Source organism: Pseudomonas sp. BLCC-B112, from assembly GCF_028550695.1.
In the GTDB taxonomy this organism is placed as follows: Bacteria; Pseudomonadota; Gammaproteobacteria; order Pseudomonadales; family Pseudomonadaceae; genus Aquipseudomonas; species Aquipseudomonas danubii.
Map to the genome: position 1 here is coordinate 217708 of NZ_JAQQGK010000003.1, position 21781 is coordinate 239488.

General features: G+C 60.2%; 20 protein-coding genes and 1 pseudogene. 9 read left to right on the top strand and 12 right to left on the bottom strand.

Going from position 1 to position 21781, the window contains the following annotated elements; translation table 11 throughout:
- Window positions 1–36: 36 nt before the first annotated feature.
- From PQT43_RS09955 to PQT43_RS09970, 4 genes are all read left to right on the top strand, one after another.
- Window positions 37–1332 (top strand): sialidase family protein, encoded by a 1296-nt coding sequence (locus PQT43_RS09955; RefSeq protein ID WP_272753782.1) that lies wholly within the window; start codon window positions 37–39, stop codon window positions 1330–1332.
- Window positions 1332–1943, top strand: a complete 612-nt coding sequence (locus PQT43_RS09960) for a hypothetical protein (protein WP_272753783.1) — start codon at window positions 1332–1334, stop codon at window positions 1941–1943. The genes PQT43_RS09955 and PQT43_RS09960 overlap by 1 nt, the downstream gene beginning before the upstream one ends.
- 49 nt (window positions 1944–1992) lie before the next feature.
- Window positions 1993–4026, top strand: a complete 2034-nt coding sequence (locus tag PQT43_RS09965; protein WP_272753784.1) for an LTA synthase family protein — start codon at window positions 1993–1995, stop codon at window positions 4024–4026.
- 184 nt (window positions 4027–4210) lie between these two features.
- Window positions 4211–5230 (top strand): DUF4238 domain-containing protein, encoded by a 1020-nt coding sequence (locus PQT43_RS09970; RefSeq protein ID WP_272753785.1) that lies wholly within the window; start codon window positions 4211–4213, stop codon window positions 5228–5230.
- A 120-nt stretch (window positions 5231–5350) separates the two neighbouring features.
- On the opposite strand, the gene PQT43_RS09975 is transcribed toward PQT43_RS09970, so the two are convergent.
- Both PQT43_RS09975 and PQT43_RS09980 read right to left on the bottom strand, forming a co-directional pair.
- Window positions 5351–5680: an HNH endonuclease gene (locus tag PQT43_RS09975; RefSeq protein WP_272753786.1), complete on the bottom strand. Its 330-nt coding sequence runs from the start codon at window positions 5678–5680 to the stop codon at window positions 5351–5353.
- 174 nt (window positions 5681–5854) lie between these two features.
- Entirely contained in the window at window positions 5855–6616 is a 762-nt protein-coding gene (locus PQT43_RS09980; protein WP_272753787.1) for an SDR family NAD(P)-dependent oxidoreductase, read from the bottom strand.
- A gap of 409 nt (window positions 6617–7025) precedes the next feature.
- On the opposite strand from PQT43_RS09980, the pseudogene PQT43_RS09985 reads away from it, so the two are divergent.
- Window positions 7026–7788 (top strand): annotated as a pseudogene (locus PQT43_RS09985) (sulfatase); the annotation flags it as partial.
- Window positions 7789–7912: 124 nt separating this feature from the next.
- Here the strand turns inward: PQT43_RS09985 and PQT43_RS09990 are convergent.
- From PQT43_RS09990 to PQT43_RS10005, 4 genes are all read right to left on the bottom strand, one after another.
- Window positions 7913–8725: an endonuclease gene (locus PQT43_RS09990; protein ID WP_272753789.1), complete on the bottom strand. Its 813-nt coding sequence runs from the start codon at window positions 8723–8725 to the stop codon at window positions 7913–7915.
- Complete coding sequence (locus tag PQT43_RS09995; RefSeq protein WP_272753790.1) at window positions 8718–10004, bottom strand: DNA cytosine methyltransferase; 1287 nt, start codon at window positions 10002–10004, stop codon at window positions 8718–8720. Before PQT43_RS09995 ends, PQT43_RS09990 begins: the two co-directional genes overlap by 8 nt.
- 221 nt (window positions 10005–10225) lie before the next feature.
- Window positions 10226–10294, bottom strand: coding sequence for a hypothetical protein (locus tag PQT43_RS10000; protein ID WP_272753939.1), 69 nt, complete (start codon window positions 10292–10294; stop codon window positions 10226–10228).
- A 245-nt stretch (window positions 10295–10539) separates the two neighbouring features.
- Window positions 10540–10815, bottom strand: coding sequence for a fructose-bisphosphate aldolase (locus tag PQT43_RS10005; protein WP_272753791.1), 276 nt, complete (start codon window positions 10813–10815; stop codon window positions 10540–10542).
- Window positions 10816–11344: 529 nt separating this feature from the next.
- Here PQT43_RS10005 and PQT43_RS10010 point away from each other — a divergent pair.
- The 3 genes from PQT43_RS10010 to PQT43_RS10020 all read left to right on the top strand — a co-directional run bounded on the left by PQT43_RS10010 (window position 11345) and on the right by PQT43_RS10020 (window position 13552).
- A complete protein-coding gene (locus PQT43_RS10010; protein WP_272753792.1) occupies window positions 11345–12313 on the top strand; it encodes a hypothetical protein in 969 nt (322 codons plus the stop codon).
- The gene (locus PQT43_RS10015; protein ID WP_267268569.1) at window positions 12313–12999 is read left to right on the top strand and encodes a hypothetical protein; all 687 of its coding nucleotides are present in this window, start codon (window positions 12313–12315) and stop codon (window positions 12997–12999) included. Before PQT43_RS10010 ends, PQT43_RS10015 begins: the two co-directional genes overlap by 1 nt.
- Window positions 13000–13069: 70 nt before the next feature.
- Window positions 13070–13552 carry a DUF4265 domain-containing protein gene (locus PQT43_RS10020; RefSeq protein ID WP_272753793.1) on the top strand — a complete coding sequence of 161 codons (483 nt, stop codon included), beginning with the start codon at window positions 13070–13072 and terminating at the stop codon, window positions 13550–13552.
- Window positions 13553–13759: 207 nt separating this feature from the next.
- Here PQT43_RS10020 and PQT43_RS10025 read toward each other — a convergent pair whose 3' ends face one another.
- The 3 genes from PQT43_RS10025 to PQT43_RS10035 form a co-directional block, all read right to left on the bottom strand.
- Entirely contained in the window at window positions 13760–15943 is a 2184-nt protein-coding gene (locus tag PQT43_RS10025) for a TonB-dependent siderophore receptor (RefSeq protein WP_272753794.1), read from the bottom strand.
- 256 nt (window positions 15944–16199) lie between these two features.
- Window positions 16200–16448 carry an Arc family DNA-binding protein gene (locus PQT43_RS10030; RefSeq protein ID WP_102881746.1) on the bottom strand — a complete coding sequence of 83 codons (249 nt, stop codon included), beginning with the start codon at window positions 16446–16448 and terminating at the stop codon, window positions 16200–16202.
- Between the two features lie 263 nt (window positions 16449–16711).
- Window positions 16712–18103, bottom strand: coding sequence for an aldehyde dehydrogenase family protein (locus tag PQT43_RS10035; RefSeq protein WP_272753795.1), 1392 nt, complete (start codon window positions 18101–18103; stop codon window positions 16712–16714).
- A gap of 100 nt (window positions 18104–18203) precedes the next feature.
- On the opposite strand from PQT43_RS10035, the gene ptrR reads away from it, so the two are divergent.
- On the top strand, window positions 18204–19082 hold the full coding sequence (ptrR, locus tag PQT43_RS10040; RefSeq protein WP_272753796.1) for a putrescine utilization regulator PtrR: 879 nt from the start codon (window positions 18204–18206) through the stop codon (window positions 19080–19082).
- Between the two features lie 12 nt (window positions 19083–19094).
- Here ptrR and PQT43_RS10045 read toward each other — a convergent pair whose 3' ends face one another.
- The 3 genes from PQT43_RS10045 to PQT43_RS10055 all read right to left on the bottom strand — a co-directional run bounded on the left by PQT43_RS10045 (window position 19095) and on the right by PQT43_RS10055 (window position 21702).
- The gene (locus PQT43_RS10045) at window positions 19095–19715 is read right to left on the bottom strand and encodes a LysE family translocator (protein WP_102881743.1); all 621 of its coding nucleotides are present in this window, start codon (window positions 19713–19715) and stop codon (window positions 19095–19097) included.
- A 111-nt stretch (window positions 19716–19826) separates the two neighbouring features.
- Entirely contained in the window at window positions 19827–20510 is a 684-nt protein-coding gene (locus PQT43_RS10050) for a hypothetical protein (protein ID WP_267268567.1), read from the bottom strand.
- Window positions 20511–20673: 163 nt separating this feature from the next.
- The gene (locus tag PQT43_RS10055) at window positions 20674–21702 is read right to left on the bottom strand and encodes a hypothetical protein (protein WP_272753798.1); all 1029 of its coding nucleotides are present in this window, start codon (window positions 21700–21702) and stop codon (window positions 20674–20676) included.
- Window positions 21703–21781 lie beyond the last annotated feature (79 nt).

Genomic DNA, 21781 nt, shown 5'->3' on the forward strand with positions numbered 1-21781 from the left:
CTTGTACCCCACCCAGAATTTGCCACGGGCTCCTGTATGCGTGCGCTGTCCTTTCGCCTGAGCTTCATCTGCAGCAGCCTGCTCTTGGCCGCCGTCTTTATCGCCGCCTGGCGCAGCCATCCTCCCTATCAGCTGGCGCCGTTTGCCCAGGCCGCGGTCAGCAGCGAGACGGCTACGACCAACAGTACGCCGCAATACAACAGCCGCTTCGTCTCCTCGGACCTGGATGACTTCGTGCATTCGTCCTCGGTGACCGCCTTGCCCGGCGGCGACCTGATGGCCGTGTGGTTCGCCGGCTCCCGGGAAGGCGCCGCCGACGTCCAGGTGCGCAGCGCACGCTTTGACGCCAAGACTGGAGAGTGGGGCGCCGAGCAGGTGCTGGCCACCCGGGAGTCGACCCGTGACGGCACCGGGCGCTATATCCGCAAGCTCGGCAACCCGGTGATCGCCCTGGGCCCGGACCAGCGCCTATGGATGTTCTACGTATCGGTGTCGGTGGGCGGCTGGGCCACCAGCGCCATCAACCTGATGGTTTCCGACGACCTGGGGCGCAGCTGGTCGGCGCCGCGACAGCTGGTGACCTCGCCGTTCTTCAACATCAGCACCCTGGTGCGCGCCGCGCCGGTGTTCCATGCCGACGGCTCGATCGGCCTGCCGGTGTACCACGAGTTCATGGGCAAGTTCGCCGAGTACCTGTACCTGAGCGCCGACGGTGCGGTGATCGACAAATTCCGCATCAGCCGTGGCAAGCACTCCCTGCAACCGACCATCGTGCCCCTGGACGAACGCCGCGCCGTGGCCATGCTGCGCTACGCCGGCGACACCCACCACAAGGTCCTGGCCAGCCGCACCGAAGACGCCGGGCAGACCTGGAGCGAGCCCTATCCGCTGCAACCGTCCAACCCCAATTCCTCCCTGGCGGCAGTGGGCACCGACGACCAGGGCCTGCTGGTGGCCCTCAACGACCTGCAGGACGGGCGCTTCAAGCTCAGCCTGTACGGCACTGACGCCGGCCTCAGCCAATGGCGCCCGCTGGTGGAACTGGACCAGTCCCCCGATCCCCTGGGCCAGCCGTTTTCCCACGAGGCCTACAAGGACATCATCGGTGAAGGCTTCCGCGCCTCCAGCGGCGCCCGACGCCTGCCCCTGGAACAGCGCTTTCTGAGCAACCTCGACTATCGGGTGTGCAAGCCCCAGGGCTGCGACTTCGAGTACGAATACCCCTACTTCAGCCGCGGGGCGGACGGCCTGTACCACCTGGTCTATTCCTGGAACAACACCTTTATCAAGCACGTCAGCTTCAACGCGGCGTGGCTGGCGGAGCGCTTGTGATGATGTCGCTATGGCAAGCCCACCTGAGTTTTATCCTCCTGGGCTTTGTGCTGCTTGGCAGCCTGCGCCTGACCGCACCCTGGCGGCCCTGGCTGCTGCCCGTGCTGGCGCTGGTCAGCTTTATTCCGCTGAACCAGCTGCCGCTGGCGGCCTATGTACGCAGCTTCACCGATGATCTGGCCATCAGCACCCTGGTGCTGCTGGGCTGGGTCAGCCTGCGGCACTTGGGGGTGATTGCGCCCTTGCCAGCCAAACAGCGGGTGCAGGTCCTGCTGCTGTTTATCGGCCTGACCCTGAGCCTGTACCCCGCGACCCTGGGCCTGACCTACCTCGACCCCTACCGCTGGGGCTACAACCCACGGCCGATGATCGTGCTGATGGGCCTGGCGGCGCTGGTGCTGCTGTGGCAGCGCAACCTGCTGGGGGTACTGATGCTGGCAGCCGGGACCCTGGCCTTTGCCCTGCGCCTCAAGCCTTCGGAAAACTACTGGGACTACCTGCTGGACCCGCTGCTGGCGGGCTACTGCCTGATCGCCGGCAGCGGCGCGCTGCTGCTGTGGCTGTGGCGCCGCGTCACCCAGCGCAGCCGCGGGCAGCCCCTTGCCGGGTAAACCAACCGGCCGCGCCGCGGCCTTCGACAACACCACACAGAGGTCAATGATGGGCGGGTTGCAATCACGCCGCCTGCGCTACGGCGTGGGCGCAATCGGGCTGGTATTCGGCTTGCTGGCACTGCTGCGGCTGCTGTTCGCCGTGGGTTTTTCCGGGGTGGACCTGAGCGCCGCCGACCAGCGCGAGGCCATTCTGCAGACCCTCGGCATCGGCCTGCGCTTCGACCTGCGCCTGGCCCTGCTGCTACTGCTGCCCCTGGCCCTGCTGGCCTGGCTGCCGCGCTGGAACCTGCTGCGCCTGCCAACTTTGCGCTGGCTGGCCCGGGTCTACTTGCTGCTGGTGCTGGGCGGGGTAGGGCTGCTGTACATCATCGACTTCGGCCACTACGCCTACCTGGGCGTACGCATCAACGCCACGGTGCTGCGCTACCTGGACGACGCACAGATCTCCCAGCAAATGCTCTGGGAAAGCTACCCGGTGCTGTGGATCGTCCTCGCCTGGGGCAGCGCCCTGAGCCTGTGGTGCTACGCCTTGCTGCGCCTGGAACGCCTGACCCTAGACCGCCCGGCGCAACCCCTGGGCCGCTGGTCCCTGGCCAGCGTCAGCGCCCTGGGCATCGCCGCCGTGTTCCTCGCCCTGCTGGGCCGGGTAGAAAACCTCAACCTGGAAAACCCCGTGCCCCTGCGCTGGAGCGACGCCTACTTCTCCGGCAACAGCCAGATCGCCGCCCTGGGCCTCAACCCCGTGCTGTTCTTCTACGACACCCTCAAGGCCGGCCAAGCCCAGTACGACGAAGCCCAAGTGCGCCAACACTACCCGGCCCTGGCCCGTTACCTCGGCGTCGACCACCCGGACTCGCAGCGCCTGAACTTCACCCGCCAACAAGGCGTGCAGCCGTACCGCATCGACCGCCCCCGGCCGCCTAACGTCATCTTCGTCATGCTCGAATCCCTCGGCACCAGCGCCGTGGGCGCCTACGGCAACCCGCTCAACCCCACCCCCAACCTCGACCGCCTGGCCAGCCAGAGCTGGTTCTTCAAACACTTCTACGTCCCGGTCACCGGCACCGCCAAAACCGTGTGGGCCAGCATCACCGGCGTGCCCGACGTCACCCGCCAAGAGACCGCCACCCGCCAGCCCCTGATCACTCGGCAACACAGCCTGATCAACGCCTTCAGCGACTACCACAAGCTCTACCTGATCGGCGGCAACGCCGGCTGGGCCAACATCAACGGCCTGATCCGCCAGAGCATCGACAACGTGCGCCTGTACGACGAAAGCCACTGGCAATCGCCCCTGGTGGACGTCTGGGGCATCTCCGACCTCGACCTGTTCAAGGAAAGCGACCGCCTGCTGCGCGCCATCCCCCAGGACCAACCGTTCTTCGCCTACCTGCAAACCTCCGGCAATCACCGCCCCTTCACCATCCCCAAGGACAACGACGGCTTTCAAGCCCAGGACCTGCCCCTGGAACAAGTCCAGGCCGCCGGTTCCCGCAGCCTGGAGCAATACAACGCCGTGCGCCTCCTGGACTTCAACATCGGCCGACTGATGGAGATCGCCAAAGCGGGGGGCTACTACGACAACACGATTTTCGTGTTTTTCGGCGACCACAACACCCGCATCAGCCAGATCCCCCACATGGCCCCCGCGTTTGAACAGCTAGGGCTGGAAAGCAACAACGTACCGCTGCTGATCCATGCCCCGGGGATGTTGCAGCCCAGAGTGATCGAAGAAGCCGTCGGCCTCGCCGACCTGCTGCCCACCGTGGCCGGCATGGCCGGGATGCCCTTCACCAATGGCGCCATGGGTCGGGACATTCAGCAGCCTGCACCGGAAGGGGAGCGGGTGGTGCCGCTGGTATTGAGGGAAGGGACCTTTCCAGTGATTGGCGGCGTGACCAAGGACTTTTTGTTGCAGATGCAGCACGACGGCAGTGGCGCGACTTTGCATGATTTGGCCTCACCCACCCCACGCGACGACGTGGCCCAGCAACACCCCGAAGAGTTTCAGCGGTTGCTGGAGTTGACTAGGGGGCTGCACGAAACGGCACGCCTGATGCTGTATAGGAATGTGCGTTAGACCTTTCGACTTCATCGCATTAACTAACGTACTGGCACACATTCCGGTACAGGTGTTGTCGTCTTGATTGACATCGAGTGGTCGCTTTAATAAGTTCGGCGCCCGATTGATGACCTATAGCCAAAACGGCTGAGAACATCGAGCTTTGTTGAAGTCCACAGGCCAGCGTCAGCAAGGAGGCTGCATGTCCCAGCAACACAATGACAATCACTACGTTCCACAGCTGTATCTCAAGCAATGGGCGATTGAGGGCAAAGTACTTGCCTATCGCCTGCTGGTTCAAAACCCCAACGTACCTCAATGGAAAAAGTACACGCCCAAAGGTATTGCTTACTATCGGCACCTTTATGTCTACACCTACGCCAAAGGTGAAACCGACGAGTTCGAGCGATGGCTGGATAGCGAGTTTGAGTCTCCGGCTAAAGCTGCCATTGAGAGGGCGACAACTGGGCAGCGCTTAACTCCGCGAGATTGGGAACTTTTAATACGGTATCTCGCTGCGCAAGATGTTCGGACGCCTGCCCGACTAAGGGAGTTTCTTGTGTATCAGCAGGAGCATCTTCCAAGCCAACTAGACGAGGTGCTCCCGCGTACTCTTAAACAGTTGGAAACCCAAGCCAGCCTCGGTCTGGACATTCAAGTTCCTACTCAGCAGCAACTCGACTCAGCACCAGTAAAAGTGACCTTTGAGCCCCATTCGGATCGACCAGGCGGTACGATTCAGGCAAAGACTCTCATTGGCCGCAAGCTTTGGGTGGATGCCACGCGGTATGTACTGCAAAACGTGATGCCTGAGCTGATGAAGCACAAGTGGACGATTTTCACTGCACCTGGTGATTTCGAATGGTCTACCAGTGACGATCCTGTAATACGCCTGGATACGTTGAGCAAACCGTATAACTTTAAAGGAAGATGGGGCGGCGAAAGTGGCTTTATCCTGCTTCCTCTAAGTCCTAAGCATCTATTGTTCACAAGTTTTGGTCAGCGTATGCCTCCTCGTGGAAAGAAGGTGTCCATTGAGTTTGCTATGCAGATAGAAAAAATCATTGTGGAGCATGCTTATCGTTATGTGTTCTCTACAAAAAAACACGATATGCGTACCCGCCGTCCAAGAATTGAGTGTGCAGAGTCGTTTAAAGAGGAAGAAGCAATCTGGAAAAATTGGCATCGCGATCAAAGTCATGCGGAGCGACAACTGCTTTAAATCAACCAATTTTCAGGTAACAGCTAAGGGGTAGGGCCTGCCCTGGAGCTTGCAAGGGCGCTTAAGCTGTCTTCTTTCTCAGAAGGCGTTAGCTGTCAGCGAAATGGTATTTAACAACCATTAATGGGTATTTGATTTTAGGTTTGTTTGGTAGCGCTCCTTCACTTCAGCCACACTCAGCCACTTGCGTTGCGAATGCACCACCCGATGGCAATTGGCACACAACAACGCCAAATCAGCGAGCTTAGTTTTGTCATCCGGCTGGAGCGTGTGCAGAGGTTTAGTGTGGTGGACGTCAATCACCCCCTCCACATCTGCACCATAGGTTTGGCTGAAGTTAAAACCACACGCCTCACACTGCAGCGCTCCATGTTGCTTCAGCGCCTCTTCCTTTTTGCGCTTAACGATTTTCTTGTCTCTTTCCCGTACCCGATGCACCCGGGTGAGCACTTTGCCTTCCTCTGCTTCGAAGAGGCCCGGGTCATCCGCCGCACTTAAATCGATAGGGTATCCACCCGCCGGTGTCCCCTAGCCCGCTCTGAAAACTATGGTGTCCATCCTTTGGGCGAGTCGGTGAAACAGAGTGACTCGTCTACTCACCTGCTACACCGGAGCACGCTAAACCTAGGTCAGATTCAACCCGCCGTCTGAGAGGAGTATCTCGCCGGTCAAGTAGTCCGACTCGACCAGCATTACAACAGCTTTTGCGATGTCGTCAGGGCTAGCGGCCCTGCGCATAGGGGCGCGAGTTCGCCATAGCTCTTGGGCACCCGTCCACTCTGCGGTCATAGGCGTGTCGACCAAGCCAGGCGCCACAGCGTTTACGCGAATATCTGGCCCCAGTGACAACGCGAGCAAGCGGGTCATGTGATTTAGCACGGCTTTACTCACCGCATAGGGAATCGATGCACCTTTAGGACGAATACCGGCATGGGAACTGATATTTACGACGCAACCTGCTCGACGGTAACGGGCGGCATCGCGCAATGCCGACTCGGCCAATGTGACGAGGTGGAACGGCGCCACGACATTCACCTCGTTAAGTTCGTGCCACACCGTCGAGTTGGCCGAGGCAAGGTCGCCGTGGGGAATCACTTTGCTAATACCGGCGTTATTGACCAATACGTCGAGCTGCCCCCACGCGGCGATCGCCTCGTTAATAAGCCTGACCCTGTCAGCTTCGACAGCAAGATCAGCCTGCACGTAAATCGCCTGCTGCATTTCGGCAGCCATAGCGCGTCCCGTATCCGCAGAGTTTCGCGAATGGATCACCACCGCATAGCCTGCCTGGCTTAGTACACGTGCAATGGCTGCGCCGATACCGGAAGTGGATCCTGTAACCAAGGCGACGCGTAATACGTTATCGATTGTCGGATTGGGGTTCATATGGATTTCTCTAATGGGTTGCTGGAAAGCCAGCACCGGAGCACCAAGCGAGCAACGTCGGCGTCAGGCAGTCACGATGGGCAGGTATCCATCTTCAAATCAGGTTGGCGCTTACCGGGTAAACCGTTGCGGTGAAGGAGATACCGGTTCAGGGCAAGAGCGAGCTCGTCGCGGCTGCAAACAGGGTTGGATTGATTGCGGGTAGGTGCAGGGGGCATGCGGGAGCTATCCGTAGGTTTCCCGATTCGCTGTACGAAACAGCGTAAGAGGCCGTAAGGATATTCTTTTCCCAACTAGTTTGGGAGTTCAGTAGTGAGTAGGAAAGAGAGCGAGCAGGGGAGGGATGGGATGCTCTCACTACGCGGCCACGGGTGTGGCCGATCATTGAGAGTGCTTTAGCAATATCGAGTACCACAAGCTCTACCTGATCGGCGGCAACGCCGGCTGGGCCGCCATCAACGGCCTGATCCGCCGAAGCATCGACGACATCCGCCTGTACGACGAAAGCCATTGGCAATCAACCCTGGTGGACGTCTGGGGCATCTCCGACCTCGGCCTGTTCAAGGAAAGCGACCGCCTGCTGCGCGCCATCCCCCAAAACCAGCCTTTCTTCGCCTACCTGCCAACCAGCGCCCCTTCACCACCCCCAAGGATAACGACGGCTTCCAAGCCCAGGACCTACCCCTGGAACAAGTCCAGGCCGCCGGTTCCCGCAGCCTGGAGCAATACAACGCCGTGCGCCTCTTGGACTTCAACATCGGCCGACTGATAGAGATCGCCAAGGCGGGTGGCTACAGGCATGTTGCAGCCCAGAGTGATCGAAGAAGCCGTCGGCCTCACCGACCTGCTGCCCACCGTGGCCGGCATGGCCGGGATGCCCTTTACCAATGGCGCCATGGTGCGGGACATTCAACAGCCTGCACCGGAGGGGGAGCGGGTGGTGCCGCTGGTATTGAGGGAAGGGACCTTCCCGGTGATTGGCGGCGTGACCAAGGACTTTTTTGTTGCAGATGCAGCACGACGGCAGAGGGGCGACCTTGCATGATTTGGTGTCGAGCAAACCGCGTGAGGATGTGGCGCAGCAACACCCCGAAGAGTTCCAGCGCCTGGCGGAGCTGACCCGGGGCCTGCACGAAAGTGCGCGCTTGATGCTCTACCGAAATGTGCGGTAATCCCAGGACTACCGAATCTTTTAGCCGCTATCGAAGGCTACGCAGGCTGGTGTTGTCTGCGATGCCGGTGGCAGTCCACTCACGGTAACGAGGTGTCTACGAAACCCGGGACGATTCATCCGGATCATTTTCCGCTTAGGTTGTAGAGCGCGAGATCCTCTCCTTTTATTTCCTTCGCAGGCACAAGCCGATAGTGTTTTTCTTCTACTACCTTGATTTCTCCGTCCTGCACGGTAAGTTCAAACATAGCGATCCTATCGTTACTCATGAACTGTGCAGATACTGCTCGGCACAGTAGCTCCGGGAACTTTGCTCTGGAAAACGCTATGTCCTGATGGGTTTGTACTACTCCATGTTTGTCCGAACCACCTTTAGCCTGTACGGGGATAATGAATTGGCGTCCATGGCGGTCAACGCCGACGTATACCTCATCGATTTCTAGCTGGCCCATGCCTTTTAAATTGGTGCGGAGATGGTTCTGTAGCGAATAGGCAGTGATGCCTAGAAAAATGTCGATAAGCCTGTTGTAACGAACCTTGGCAAGCAGAGCCTGCTCATCGCTCAATGCATAAGCAGTGATGATCTCAGGCGTAGAATCTGGAATCTTCACAGTGATGAGTTGTTCGTTGGGGACGATTCTGCTCAGTTTTGCAAGGCGGAAGCGATAAAGGGCTTGGCCGCTTCCTTCTATTATCCACTCAAGCCCTTCTTCCGCCGTTTCAAGGATACTTTCAGGTAAATCATAGCGATACCGAAACGAGTAGATGAGATCGCCTAGATTTTTCGGCAATACGATTTCTAATTGCGTAGCTACATCCACTATCTCGTCTCTGGCAAACTGAAACTCCCGTGCACCAGGCTCATAATGGCTAAAAAAGATCCTTTCAATTATCGCGGCGTAACGATTCGGCTTGCGAACTGCCTTGTTCTCAGACATTAGATAATTCCATCAGCGTTTCTTTAATTGCGACCTTTCGGGTGCGCTGAGCAATAGTGTCGTGTGGCACCTCAAAGTACTTAGCCGCTTTGCTCATATCCAAACTTAACTGTTTAGGGTTGCCCAGTTTCAAGGTTTCCAGCGGTTTACTTGGTGCAATACCGAGTGCTTGAATAATTGAACTGGCTACAGCGCGCCCCAGCAGCGGAGGAACGCTGTTGCCGATCTGACGGAACCCGTGCCATTTTGTGGTATGAAACCTAAACCAATCGGGAAATGAATGTAGGCGGGCTGCCTCTCGCACAGTAATGACCCTAGGGAGAGTAGGGTGAATCGGCCTAGGTGATGTGAAAGCTCCACGCGCGCTATCGGTGCCCGCGCGTAAGGTGTTGCACAGACCGTCTAAAGGTAACTTCCGGAAACGGCTCACCGGCTCGGTTTTCCCTGGTTCGGTGGCCAAGAAGCGTTCTTGTGAAAGTGCAGTGTGCTCGGTTCGTAGGCTTGAGGTAAGTAAGTCGCGTGCAAACAGGCGTTCGTAACCGAAGTCGAGAGAATCTATTTCAAGTCCGCGCAAACGGCGGGCATAGCTGGCCTTAGTATTCCACCTAGCGTTGACGTGGTCGCAATCTCGTAACTCATCGAACGCGTTGGCATCCGGAACATCCTCAATCGCTTCCGCGACGGTCACGCGTTCTACCTGAGGTTCTGGATAGATAGGTGCGGTCAGCCCCCTTCGCGTCCCAAGTAGAAATAGTCGCTTACGGTCCTGCGGAACCCCGTAGTCGGCTGCATTGAGAACTTTATAGGGAAGGGTAACGTCATATCCGGCTTCACCAAGAGCAGCGATTAGCTCTTTGAGAAACTCAGCATGCTTACCGAGAGTAAGGCCTTTGACGTTTTCGAAAACGCAATACTTAGGCTGCAACTCAGCGACGATACGCACGTAGTGAAACACGAGCTGGTTACGTGAGTCGTCTAGTGCGCGCTTTCCAATCATGGAAAAGCCCTGACAAGGAGCTCCGCCGAACACCACGTCAATGTCGCGATCTCCTAACCCTGCACGGAGGCGAATCTCTGTGCCGCTGATATCGGTGACGCTGGCGCAAATCGTCGCACAATTTGGGAAATTATATTCATGAGTAGCGCAATGAACAGGGTCGATCTCCACCGATGCAGCGATGTCGAAGCCTGCTTGCTCGAAGCCGAGGGACAAGCCGCCAGCACCAGCAAAGAGGTCAATGCCTAGGGGACGGGTGTTACTCGCTTTGAATGAACTCATTTATCCTACTCGTCAACAATTCGATTTCTTTCAGCTCGCATTGCCAAACGGTCAGCACTTGCCAGTCGTCGGCTTGGAGCATTCTGATGTTTTCACCATCTCGTTCGTGGTTACGGGCGATTTTTGCGTGCCCAGAACATCAAGCGAGATTTTGGAAGGGGGCCGAATTCACAGCCGAAATGGCCATGTCAGAAGCGGCCATTAACGAAAATGACCTTCTTTCACCCAGGAAGGTCAACATCGAGGCTGCCCGGCAGTCTTTTATAGTGCGGACGATACCGGTAACCCATTGAGAAAACCAAGCGTCTTACGACGAACTCGGAGTTGGTTTTTTTGAGCCAATCTGGCTCATCAGTCAGCTACGTCGGGCTGTGGGCGACCTATCCATGTGATGTAGCTTATCAGGCGGTTGCTGCAACGTGTCCTAAGTGGATGGCGCGGGGCGACGAAGCGTACTAAAAACCTCATTAAATTCATAAGTTTAATGAGTTAAAAAGCCGGCTTTTGGCCGGCTTTTCTAGGCCTTAACTACACACTAAACGCCCTTTGTCTCAATCACCCCCAACACGTCCCTCACATCCTGTAGCAACAACCTAGCTGTATTGGTTACGGTACTAATGTCCTTATCATTCGCATCACGCAACGTCATGCAGGCCATCAGGCTCAGATAATCAAGCGCAGTCACCAGTCGCTCACTCGCACACGCATGCAAGTCCACCAACGGCGCCTTGCTGTCTACAAACAGCACCGGCCCATCGCTGGCGATTGGGGTCATGGGAATAAATCGTTCGGATAGATCTTGAGTATTCATGGTGTCGTTTCTTCCAAGAAAATGAAAAATCGCCACCTGTTGCTGCGAATCAACTGGGTGGCAGCTGTACGCGGGTTCGCAGACCGAGGAAAGAAACAAACCCGGCAGACCCGAAGGTCTCCCACGCACAGCTGCCATAAACGAAACGCAGGCGAAGTTTGCCTGAGTTGGCAGTGACTGTGTTGCTTGAATCTTTCTGTTGGGCTGCGAAACCCTGCCGCTGACAAAATTCAGCGAACGAGAAAACTATAGGGACAGAGCAGGTCCGGGACAATGGCGCTTCTGTAGGAACGGTCTCTATTGCGAGTAAGGACCGGCTGAACTCTCCAGGGAATTTATATTCGCTGTGCCTGACCCTAACTGTATGGGCCTTTCAGCTTGGTAATCGGCAGCAGAGTGGGGCCCCCACGGCAATTGTCCAACAGCCTGTTGGACAATTTCAGATTCGGGCCAGGCCTCGGCAAACCATCTGACCTTCAATCGATTTTGCTATCCTGCGCCCCTTTTCCCCACCGCAAGGAACGCAGGTATGACCCGGCCCATTGGCAGCAGTCCGCAAACAAGGGCTGGTAAACGGCGTTACTTGCGACACTTCCTTTTTCGCCTGACTCCTGCACTTTGTCTGGGCATCGTTCTAGCGGCTCCCACCGCCCAAGCCAACCCCACCACCACCTACCGCGGCACCCTCGGCGACACTCCGGTTGAACTGGCGCTCACCTACGACTCTCAATACGGCGGCGGTATGTCCGGCTATTGGTTTTCCGAGTCCGAGCGCCTGCCCATGGCGTTGGAATCCACCCCTTTCCATCCCGGCTCCGCGCTCTTGATCAACATCATGGACAACCCGACCCTGCCGGCGACGGCGGTGTCGTTGCAGCCGTTCGCCGAGGGGGCAGAGGCGCTGCAGGGCAGTCTGGTGGATTTGCGCACGGGCACGCAGCAGCCGTTGCAGTTGCAGCGGGTGACGCGCTTTGGCGGCAGTCAGCGGGAGGCGTTTGAGGGGGAGTTGCTGCAGCCGGTGTTTGATCGGGATTTCTATTTCAGTGTGCATGCCGCGCGCAAGGCCGGGGAGGAGGTGGCGCAGGTGGACAGTATCCGGGTGATCAGTCGGGTCACCGGTAAGCGGGTGCAGGAGATTAGCGGGCAGTGGTGTCTGTCGTCCGTGGGCACCAGGACGCTGACCTTCGGGCATTTTCATGCCGAGGCGCGGATGGACTTTCAGGTCCAGGGCTATCGCGTGGGGGAGGCGGATGGCCGGGTGTGGTGCTCGCCCACGCAGTATTACCTGTACAGCCGGGATCTGCGGACCTATCGGCGTCATCCGCAGTTGGAGCAGTTCGCGGTGGAGGGTGATCTGCGCTTTTCCCCCAGTGGCCAGATGGAGTTCAGCAAGCAGGACTTTATCAATTACGACCAGCGCACTCGGCGTTGGGATTATTACCGGGTGATCACTCCTGAGCGTTTGGAATATCTGTCGTCGGGCGAGGAGCGTTTCTGATGCGTGGGTTTGATTTTGCTCGGGGGCTGGCGGTGCTGGTGTTGGCGCTGTGGCTGTTGCCGGCGCAGGCGTCCCACGGGGTGTATGAGGGGACCTTGGGCAAGCAGGCGATTGTCTTGACCCTGGGTAGCCAGAATGCGGTCTACCAGGGCACCTATGCCTATCAGCGCTATCGCACGCCGATCCGCCTCAAGCCGACCTTCAGCTACAGCAACAAGACGCTGGCCATGGATGAGCTGGACGAGCAGGGCTTGCCGGTGGCGCGTCTGCAGTTCAATGACTTGCTGAACTCCCGCCAGCAGGAGCAGGTGCGCGGCACCTGGACCAGTTATCGCACGGGCAAGTCCTTGCCCATTGCGCTGAAGCTGGTAGGGCTGGTGGATTCGGATCGCTCGTGGCCGCAGCCAGTCACCACGCTGTTGCAGAGTGCTTCCACCAAACGCTGGTATTTCCAGGTGCCGATGCCGGGCAATGATCAGCGGATCACGACGGTGGAGGTGATGGACAAGGCCAGTGGCAAGTTGTTGCAGACCCTGGCGGTTACGGCGCCGGGCTGTCCGAATCAGGGGGTGGATACCTTGCAGTTGCAGGGTGAGGGGGAGCAACTGCGGATTGGATTTCAGGACTGCAAGCTGCCGGGGTTTGCGTGGAATGCGGGCAGTGGGCGGTTTGAGCCGTTGCCCTGAGGCAGGGGATGGAAGCGCTGGGTAACAGAACAAGGATCAGGTGTTGAACGTGGAAACTGTGGAGCCTCGTATGGATGACAAGCAATCCCCTGTGCTGATTCAGGTGTACATGGCCGATGACGATGGCGCCGTTCGCGAGGAGTTGCTGGCGCGGCGCATCGATGAGGATACCTACGAGTTGCTGTCTTCACCGGGGCTGGCACAGAACCTGGCGCGGGGCGATATCGTTTCAATCCGCAATCCCGATGCTCCGGCGCAAGTGCTGAAGCGGGGCGGGAATTTCTGCATTCAGATCTATGCCGATTACATTGATCCGGCGGTGATCAGTGCGCTTGAAAACGAGGTCGCTGGTGAGCTGGGCGGAACCCTGGATGGGCTGTTCGAGGGGAACCTTTCATTCGCTGTTCCTGCAAGGAATGGCATGGACCCTATCAATGCGGTGTTCGATCGCTTCCGCGAGCAAACCGGGATCGAGTGGTACTACGCCAATGTCTATAAAAACCTCGACGACGATGAGGACGAGACGCTATTGAACTGGTGGTTGAACTGCTGATCTTTCCCGGGGCCTGGGCATGCCGACAAACAAACCGACCAAGTAGCGACCAAGTAAGCGATCAAGTCAGCACCCGGTAGTGCTACAGCGGCCGTTCTGTGGGGCGGGTCTGCATTTGGGTGTGCTTTCTGCTGGCGAGGGCGGTCTTGAGGACGCCTTCGCCGGCAAGCCGGCTCCTACGGGAGAGGTAGGAAGGGGCGGTCTGCATCAGAAACTCACCGAAGCACTCAACCGCGCCGTCAACGGCGCGCCCTGGAACAGGTAGTCGTCGCCCATGTATTCCCCGGCGTCGCGCCAGTAGCGTTTGTCGAACAGGTTGTCCACGGTCAGGCGGAACACGGTGTCGTAGCCATCAATGCGCGTGCTGTAGCGGCTGCCGATGTTGAAGATGGCGTAGGCGCCGGTGGCGACGTTGCCCTGGCGGTCGGCGTATTTGCTGCCGCTGTATTGCATGCCGCCCAGCAGGGCCAGGCCGTCGAGCCAGGGCAGGGCGTAGTCGCCTTGGAGGCTGGCCCGCAGGCGTGGGACGTTGAGGGTTTGATGGCCTTCGTAGGCCGGGGTGCCGGTGCCCTCGACCCGGGAGCGAATCGCCGCGACGCTGGCGGCAATTTGCAGGCGCTGGGTGGCCCAGCCGTTGGCGGAGAGCTCCAGGCCGGTGTTCTTTTGCTGGCCCTGCTGGACGTAGGTGAAACCGCCTGCAGCGTCCGGGCGCGAGTACTGGTAGGCCTGGCGCATCTGGAACAGGGCGGCGGCAAAGCTCATGCGTTGCCAGTCGTATTTGATCCCGGTTTCGATTTGGCGGGAGACGGTGGGGGCCAGGGTGTCGCCACTGTTGCTGGCGAACCAGGGGGCCTGGCCACCCAGGCTCAGGCCCTTGCTGTATTGGGTGTACAGCGACAGTTCGCTGATCGGTTTGTAGATCAACGCGGCCTGGGGCAGGAATACATAGCGCTGGGTGTGGCGATCGCGCACGCCGTCCTTGTCGAAGCTTTCTTCGTCGAGGCGCACTTCACGCCCGCCGAGGACGGTCTGCCACTGATCGTTGAAGCTGATGCGGTCGCTGAGGAACAGGCCGTATTGGCGGCTGTCGAGGCGTTTGTGGGAGTCGTTGAGGGCGCCGTTGTAGCGGTCGAAGTTTTCCGGCTCGCTCTGGATATTGCCCGTGCCAATCCATTGATTGATGGACTCGCGCCGGTCCACCACGCGGCGAAATGCACTGGTCCCCACGCTCAACTCATGGCCCAGACCAGCTGCGTCGAAGCGGCCATTGAGCACCGCCTGCACTTCATCGTTGCGCCGGGTGTCGTCGGGGCTGCGGAAGTCGTAGATGTCGTAGTTGCCTTCCGGGCTGAAGTAGTTGCCGTTGGCATTGGTGCAGCCGGTGGTGCAGCCGCCCCAGGCAAACGAACTGTAGTCATCGATCACCACCTTGCTGCGCGACGCACTGAGGTTGCCCTTCCAGTCGTCGTTGAAGCGGTACTCGAAACTGCCACCGATGTTCAGCGATTCATTGGTCACAGGCTTTGAGCCGCTCTGGTGCCCCAGGAGCTTTTTCGGCGAGGTGTGGTGGGGCAGGCTGGAGCCGCCCAGCAGTTGATAGCCCGGTGCCGAGCGTTGTTGCTTGTTCTGGTATTCGATGTCCAGTTGCAGCAGGGCATCGGGGCTGATGTTCCAGTCGAAGGCCAGGGAGGCGAAGTCGCGCTGGCCGTTGGTGTGCTCGACGTAGGAGTGCAGGTCTTCATGGGCCAGGTTGGCGCGCAGGCCGAACTGCTGTTCGCTGCCGAACCAGCCGCCGACGTCGGTGGCCAGGTAACCGCTGCCGCGATCATCGGTGGAGACGGTCACCGAGCGGATATCCGTGGGCCGCTTGGTCACGTAGTTGATCAAGCCACCCGGTTCGCTGACCCCGCTTTGCAGGCCGGAAAGGCCCTTGAGCAGTTCCACCCGCTGTTTGTTTTCCAGGGCGACGTTCTGCTCGCCGGTGATGGTGCGGTTGTTGATCTTGTAGCTGCTGGCCGCGTTCAGGGAGAAGCCGCGCACCTCGAAGTTTTCGTAGTAGCCCACCGGCGCGTAGCTCTGGCCCACCGAGGCGTCGTTCTTCAGTACGTCGCTGAGCAGCCGCGCCTGCTGGTCCTTGATCAGCTCTTCGTTGATCACGCTGATGGAGGCCGGGGTGTCCAGCAGCGGTGTTTCGCTGAAGCCGCCCACCGAGGCGCTGTCGGCGCGATAGCCGTATTGCTCTTCGCCACTGACGGTCTGGGTCGGTAACTGGGTGCCGCTGGCGTTGGCCACCGCGTGGCTACCGGCCAGCAGCAGGCCCAGGGTCAGGCGATTGAAAGGCAATCCTGTGGAGCTGGCGCGTGTGGGGGGCGTCGGGTGAGTCCGGCTCATGAACAATCCTAGAAGGCGACGCTGTCCCCATGGCAGAAGCCGGGGGAGGTTCCTGAGAAGGCTACGATCGTCGACCTGAGTGTGTAGTGAGGAACAGCGCGGGAGCCCTGCGGGCATCAGGCAAGGGCCTGGCGGTTGCCGCTGGGTGCTGTCGGGCAGGCGCCATCATACAAGCTGCGGCGCGGGGGTAAAGGCGGGAGAGGGATTGGCTCAGGTTACCGAGGGGGGCGGCCCTGATGCATGAAAAGAAACGGCGTTACCGGTCAGGTTCAGGGGTGTTCATTTGCAGGGATTCGATCTGTTGTTCCAGGGTTGCAATCTTGCCCAGCAGGATGTTGATGAGTTTCTTGTCGTGGCTACGGACTTCGGTGGCGACCAGCGACTTTTCCAGTCGGTCGACGATTTCATTGTTCATGCTGCGGTTTTCCTGCTTGGCGATGCGCTTGACTTGGGTGTGAAGCTCACCAGGCAGGCGAACGATGAATTTTTGAGCGGGTGCGCACATGCCGGACCTCGGGTGATATCAAAAAGAAACATCATAGAAAGGTCGGGGCAGGCAGGGCTTCAAGAAAATTCTGAAAAAACAGCAAGATCGGGCTTAGTTTCGCTGAGCAGGGTGGGCGACTCGCTGAGCGAATCAGGGCATTGCGCTGCCTAAAGCCAGGCCGCTCAATCAAGAACTGGCGCAGAGGGTGTCAGCCCCCTCGCCAGTGCTGAATGTCCGTTGGCATCAGGGCCTGGCCGGCGGCTCAAGCCCCGTGCCCGGCCTTAACGCCGATCCAGCCACACCGTCTGCGCATTGCAGAACTCGCGCACGCCGAAGTGCGACAGCTCGCGACCGAAGCCGCTTTTTTTCACCCCGCCGAAGGTCACCCGGGGGTCGCTGGCGCTGTAGCCGTTGATGAACACGCCGCCGGTTTCCAGTTCGTCGGTCATCTGCCGGGCCCGTTCCAGGTCCTGGGTGAAGATTGTCGCGGTGAGGCCGAACTCGCTGTCGTTGGCCAGTGCCAGGGCGTGCTCGGCATCCCGGGCGCTGATGATGGCGGCCACTGGGCCGAACAGTTCCTGCTTGAAGGCGGTCATTTGCTCGGTGACGTCCGCCAGCACCGTAGGCTGGTAATAGTTGCCGGCGCCTTCGACCTTGTCGCCCCCCAGCAGCAGGGTGGCGCCTTCGGCCAGGGTCGCCTGGACTTGCTGGTGCAGCTCGTCGCGCAGGTCGAAGCGGGCCATGGGGCCGAGGTAGGTGTCGCTGGCCAGCGGGTCGCCCATTACCAGGGCGCGGGTGGCTTCGACGAATTTGCGCGTGAACTCCGCGACCACCCCTTGTTCGATGATCAGGCGCTTGGCGGCGGCGCAGACCTGGCCGGTGTTCTGATAGCGGCCGATCACCGCGGCCTTGACCGCTTCGTCCAGATCGGCGTCGTTGAGCACGATAAAAGGATCGGAGCCGCCCAGTTCCAGCACGCATTTTTTCAGCGCGGCGCCGGCCTGGGCGCCGATGGCGATGCCGGCGCGCACGCTGCCGGTGAGGGTCACGGCGGCGATGCGGCGGTCGGCGATGGCGCGGGACACACCGTCCGGGGTGACGTTGAGCAGCTCGAAGACGCCTTCAGGGAAACCGGCGCGCTGCATGGCGTCCAGCAGCAGGTAGGCGCTGCCCATGACGTTCGGCGCGTGCTTGAGCACGTAGGTGTTGCCCGCCAGCAGCGCCGGCACCGCGCCGCGCAGCACCTGCCAGATCGGGAAGTTCCACGGCATCACCGCCAGCAGCGGGCCCAGGGGGCGGTACTCGATGCGCGCCTTGTTGTTTTCCACCAGGGTCGCTTCCGGGGCCAGCATGGCCGGGCCGTGCTCGGCGTACCACAGGCACAGCTGGGCGCATTTTTCGATTTCGCCCCGGGCCTGGGGCAAGGGCTTGCCCATTTCCAGGCTGATCATCCGTGCCATGGCCTCGCTGTTGTCCCGCAGGGCCTGGGCCAGTGCCGTCAGGTGCGCGGCGCGCTCGGCGACGCTCTGGCGTTTCCACTGGGCGAAACCGCGGGCGGCGCGCTCCAGGGTGGCGTCGGTTTCAGCCTCGGACTGGTAGGGGTAGGCGCCAATCTGCTCGCCGGTGGCGGGGTTGATCGACAAGGCGTGGGTATGGCTGGAAACAAGGCTCATGGCACCGTCCTGCTGGGTGGGAATGACGGCAGGTTACGGTGCTGGCTCTTTGCTGAAAACTGAATAATATTAAGCGAGTCGTTCACGTTTGGAGAATGAAGTGGATCTGATCCAGCTGGAAATTTTCAAGGCCGTTGCCGAGCAGGGCAGCATCAGCGCTGCGGCGCAATTGATCCACCGGGTGCCGTCGAACCTGACCACGCGGATCAAGCAACTGGAGCAGGACCTGGGGGTGGAGTTGTTTATCCGCGAGAAGAGCCGCCTGCGCCTGTCGCCTGCCGGGTGGAACTTCCTCGACTACGCCCGGCGCATTCTCGACCTGGTGGCCGAAGCGCGCCTGACCGTGGCCGGCGAGGAACCCCAGGGCCCGTTTGCCCTGGGTTCCCTGGAAAGCACGGCGGCGGTGCGCATCCCGGCGCTGCTGGCGGCCTACAACCAGCAATACGCCAAGGTCGAACTGGACCTGTCCACCGGCCCCTCGGGGACCATGATCGAAGGCGTGCTCTCCGGGCGTCTGGTGGCGGCCTTCGTCGACGGCCCGGTGCGCCATCCGGCCCTGGAAGGGCTGCCGGTGTTCGAGGAAGAAATGGTGCTGATTGCGCCCCTGGGGCACGCGCCGATTACCCGAGCGCGGGAGGTCAACGGCGAAAGCATCTACGCCTTTCGCGCCAACTGCTCCTACCGCCATCACTTCGAAAGCTGGTTTACCCAGGACGCCGCGGTGCCGGGCAAGATCCACGAAATGGAGTCCTACCACGGCATGCTGGCCTGCGTCAGCGCCGGTGCCGGGTTGGCGCTGATGCCCCGCAGCATGCTGGAAAGCATGCCCGGCTGCGCCACGGTCAGCGTCTGGCCGCTGTCGCCGCGCTTTCGCTTCCTGCGCACCTGGCTGGTCTGGCGGCGCGGCACCGTGTCCCAGAGTTTGAGCAGTTTTGTGAAGTTGCTGGAAGAGCGTGGGGCGGTGCTGGCTGAGGTTTGAGGGGAGCGATGTTCAACGCCTGCTCAAGGCCAGGCGAGCCGCGAACAGCACGAAGATCATCCCTGTGGTGCGGTCCATCCACTGGATCACCTTTTCCCGCTGCAGCACCCCGCTCAGGGAGCGGGTGGCGCCAATCAGCAGCAGGGACCAGATCAGCCCCAGCACCACGTGGATGCTCACCAGACCGAAGGTCCAGAGCACCAGCGGCTGTCCCTGGGGAATGAACTGCGGCAGAAAGGACACGTAGAAAACCCCCACCTTGGGGTTGAGCACGTTGCCCAGCATGCCCTTGAGAAACCAGTTGGCCCCGGGATTGCCGTCTGCGTCTGCCGGAGCAAACGAGCGGCGTGGGCGCAACAGCATGTTCAGCCCCAGCCACGCCAGGTAGGCCGCGCCGCAGTATTTCAGCAAGTTGAAGGCCAGTTCCGACACCGCAATCACGGCGCCCAGGCCGAAAGCCACGGCCGCGCCCCACAGCAGGCAACCGGCGTTGATCCCCAGCGCCGCGCGTAGCGCCTGTTGCTTGCCTTCCACGGTGGCGGTGCGCAGCACCAGGGCGGTGTCCAGGCCCGGGGTCAGGGTCAGCAGGGTAGCGGCGAAGGTGAAGGCCAGGAGGTTGTCGGTGATGGACATGGGCAGGGTTTCAAGCCGGGACGTTGGCGAACGTTAGCACAGCCGCGAAGCACTGATGCGCTCCACGGCGGTGTGGGTAAACCGCAGCGGTTTGGGCTCTGCAGGCAAGCCTCAGGCCTTGCACCGGACCAGCGCCAGATACACCCCCGAGCCTTTCCCAGGTTCGATGTAATTCGCGCTGTCCAGATTGGTTATCTGGGTCGGTTTCATCTCCAGTTCCAGCTCCGGTGCGTCGGCGTACCACTCGTTGTTGTCGTTCAGGCCATTCTCGAAAGCGTCGAGAAACGCCTGGCAACTGTCGAACTTGCCATAGCTGTAGTTGCCTTGCTGGTCACTGTAGAAGCGTGAGTAGCTCAGCAGCACGATGCCCCAGCGCTCGATGCGCTCATCGGGACTGGTGCGGGGTATCTGCTTGACCAGGTCCTTGCGGATTTCCCAGATCTTGTAATAGGCGTTCTTGTTGTTGTGCACCACCTTGAACTCGATGGCGGTCGAGGCCTCTTTGCCGTAGCTGTCCTCGACCCAGATATCCACCTTGCGCCGCTCGGCGGCGATCAGCCAACGCGGGACGTTGCAGCGAGGAACGCTGATGTGGCTGGGGCGGTAGTCGTCGCGTTCGTCCAACTGGCCGCCGAGGCCGAAGCGGTCGCGATTGATGTCCAGCAACGCCGCCGATTCCAGGCTCAGCCACAGTTCCGGAGCGACGCTGACAACAATCGATTTGAGAATGCGCTGGCGTTCTTCCTGTTGCAGGTGCGTCAGCAGCAGTTCGGTAAAGCGGGGAACAAAGGACATGGGATCTCCTTATCAGGTCCGAATAGGTGGAACGGTCAGATTAATGCCCATCTGTAAGAGCGAGCTTGCTCGCGATGCTTTCCAAAGCGCCGCCCATTCCCGGTGAGTGCGGGTTATCGTTGACGTCCTGGCGAGCAAGCGCGCTCCTACTAGAGGGTGGCGTTCAGAACGGGCCACGGGGTTCAGGAATGCCCAGTTGCTGTTGTCGGGCTTCGAGCTGTTTGTCCACGGCGCGTTTGCCACTGAGCAGCTTGAGGTGCTGGACGCTGGGCGGTAGCTGGCTGTCGATCAGTGTCAGCAGATCCATCTGTGGGGCCTTGATGATGCGCAGGTCGGCGATGTTCGAGGTTTTCAGGCCGCTGAGTTCCTTCAAGGCCTTGAGATTGGCCAAGCGCAGCCTGCGCAGATGCGCAGTGTCGCCCAGCGCCAGCCGGCTCAATTGCGCCTGATCCTCGATCTGAAGCACTTGCAGCTGTGGAAACCCGTCCAGGTCCAGGCGGTTGAGGCCACGGACCCGCAGGATATCCAGTTCCTTAACGTACGGGTTGCGCAGTTCCGGCATGCCCTCGCGGCTGCCGAAGCTCACCGACAGGCTGTGCAGGCCGGACATACGGGCCACCATGCCCAGGGGCGTCTTGGCCGGCATGCGGTGCAAGTTCAGGGTGGCGATGTTCGGGCACTGGCTCAGGACGTCCAGATTGTGGCTTTGCACACTGATGGATAGCTGGTGCAGGTCGGGCATCTGGTCGATGGGCGCGAGGTCGATGGCGGGGCCCTTGTCCAGGGAGAGCCGCAGTTGTTGCAGGTGCTTGAGGTTGGGCAGGGCCAGCAGCCCGGGCAGGTCGGCGCTGATCACCTGCAGGGCAAACTCCCGAAGCAGGGGCAGGCGACCGATGGCCTTGTAGTGATCCAGGGTGTCGAGGCAGTCCAGGCTCAGGGACTGCACATGGGGCAGGGCCAGCAACACCCGGGCATCGAACGCGCTGCCCGGGTAATGGCTATAGAAGCGCACCTTGAGGCGTTCACCGAAACGGGCGCAGAGCGTGTCGAGCTGACTCAGCAGTTCGCCGTCGTACTGTTCGGCCTTGGCGAACTGGACGATGACCTGGGCCTGGTCATCGGCCTCCAGGCGGGCGCTAACCTGCAGTTCCAGGTCGGCCTGGCTGGGGGCTTGAATTCGATGGGGAAACATCAGCGGTCCTTGATGATTTTCGCCGCGGCATCATGCCATTGCGCACGCTTCATCGCCATCTGCGCGCAGGCCCGGCCAG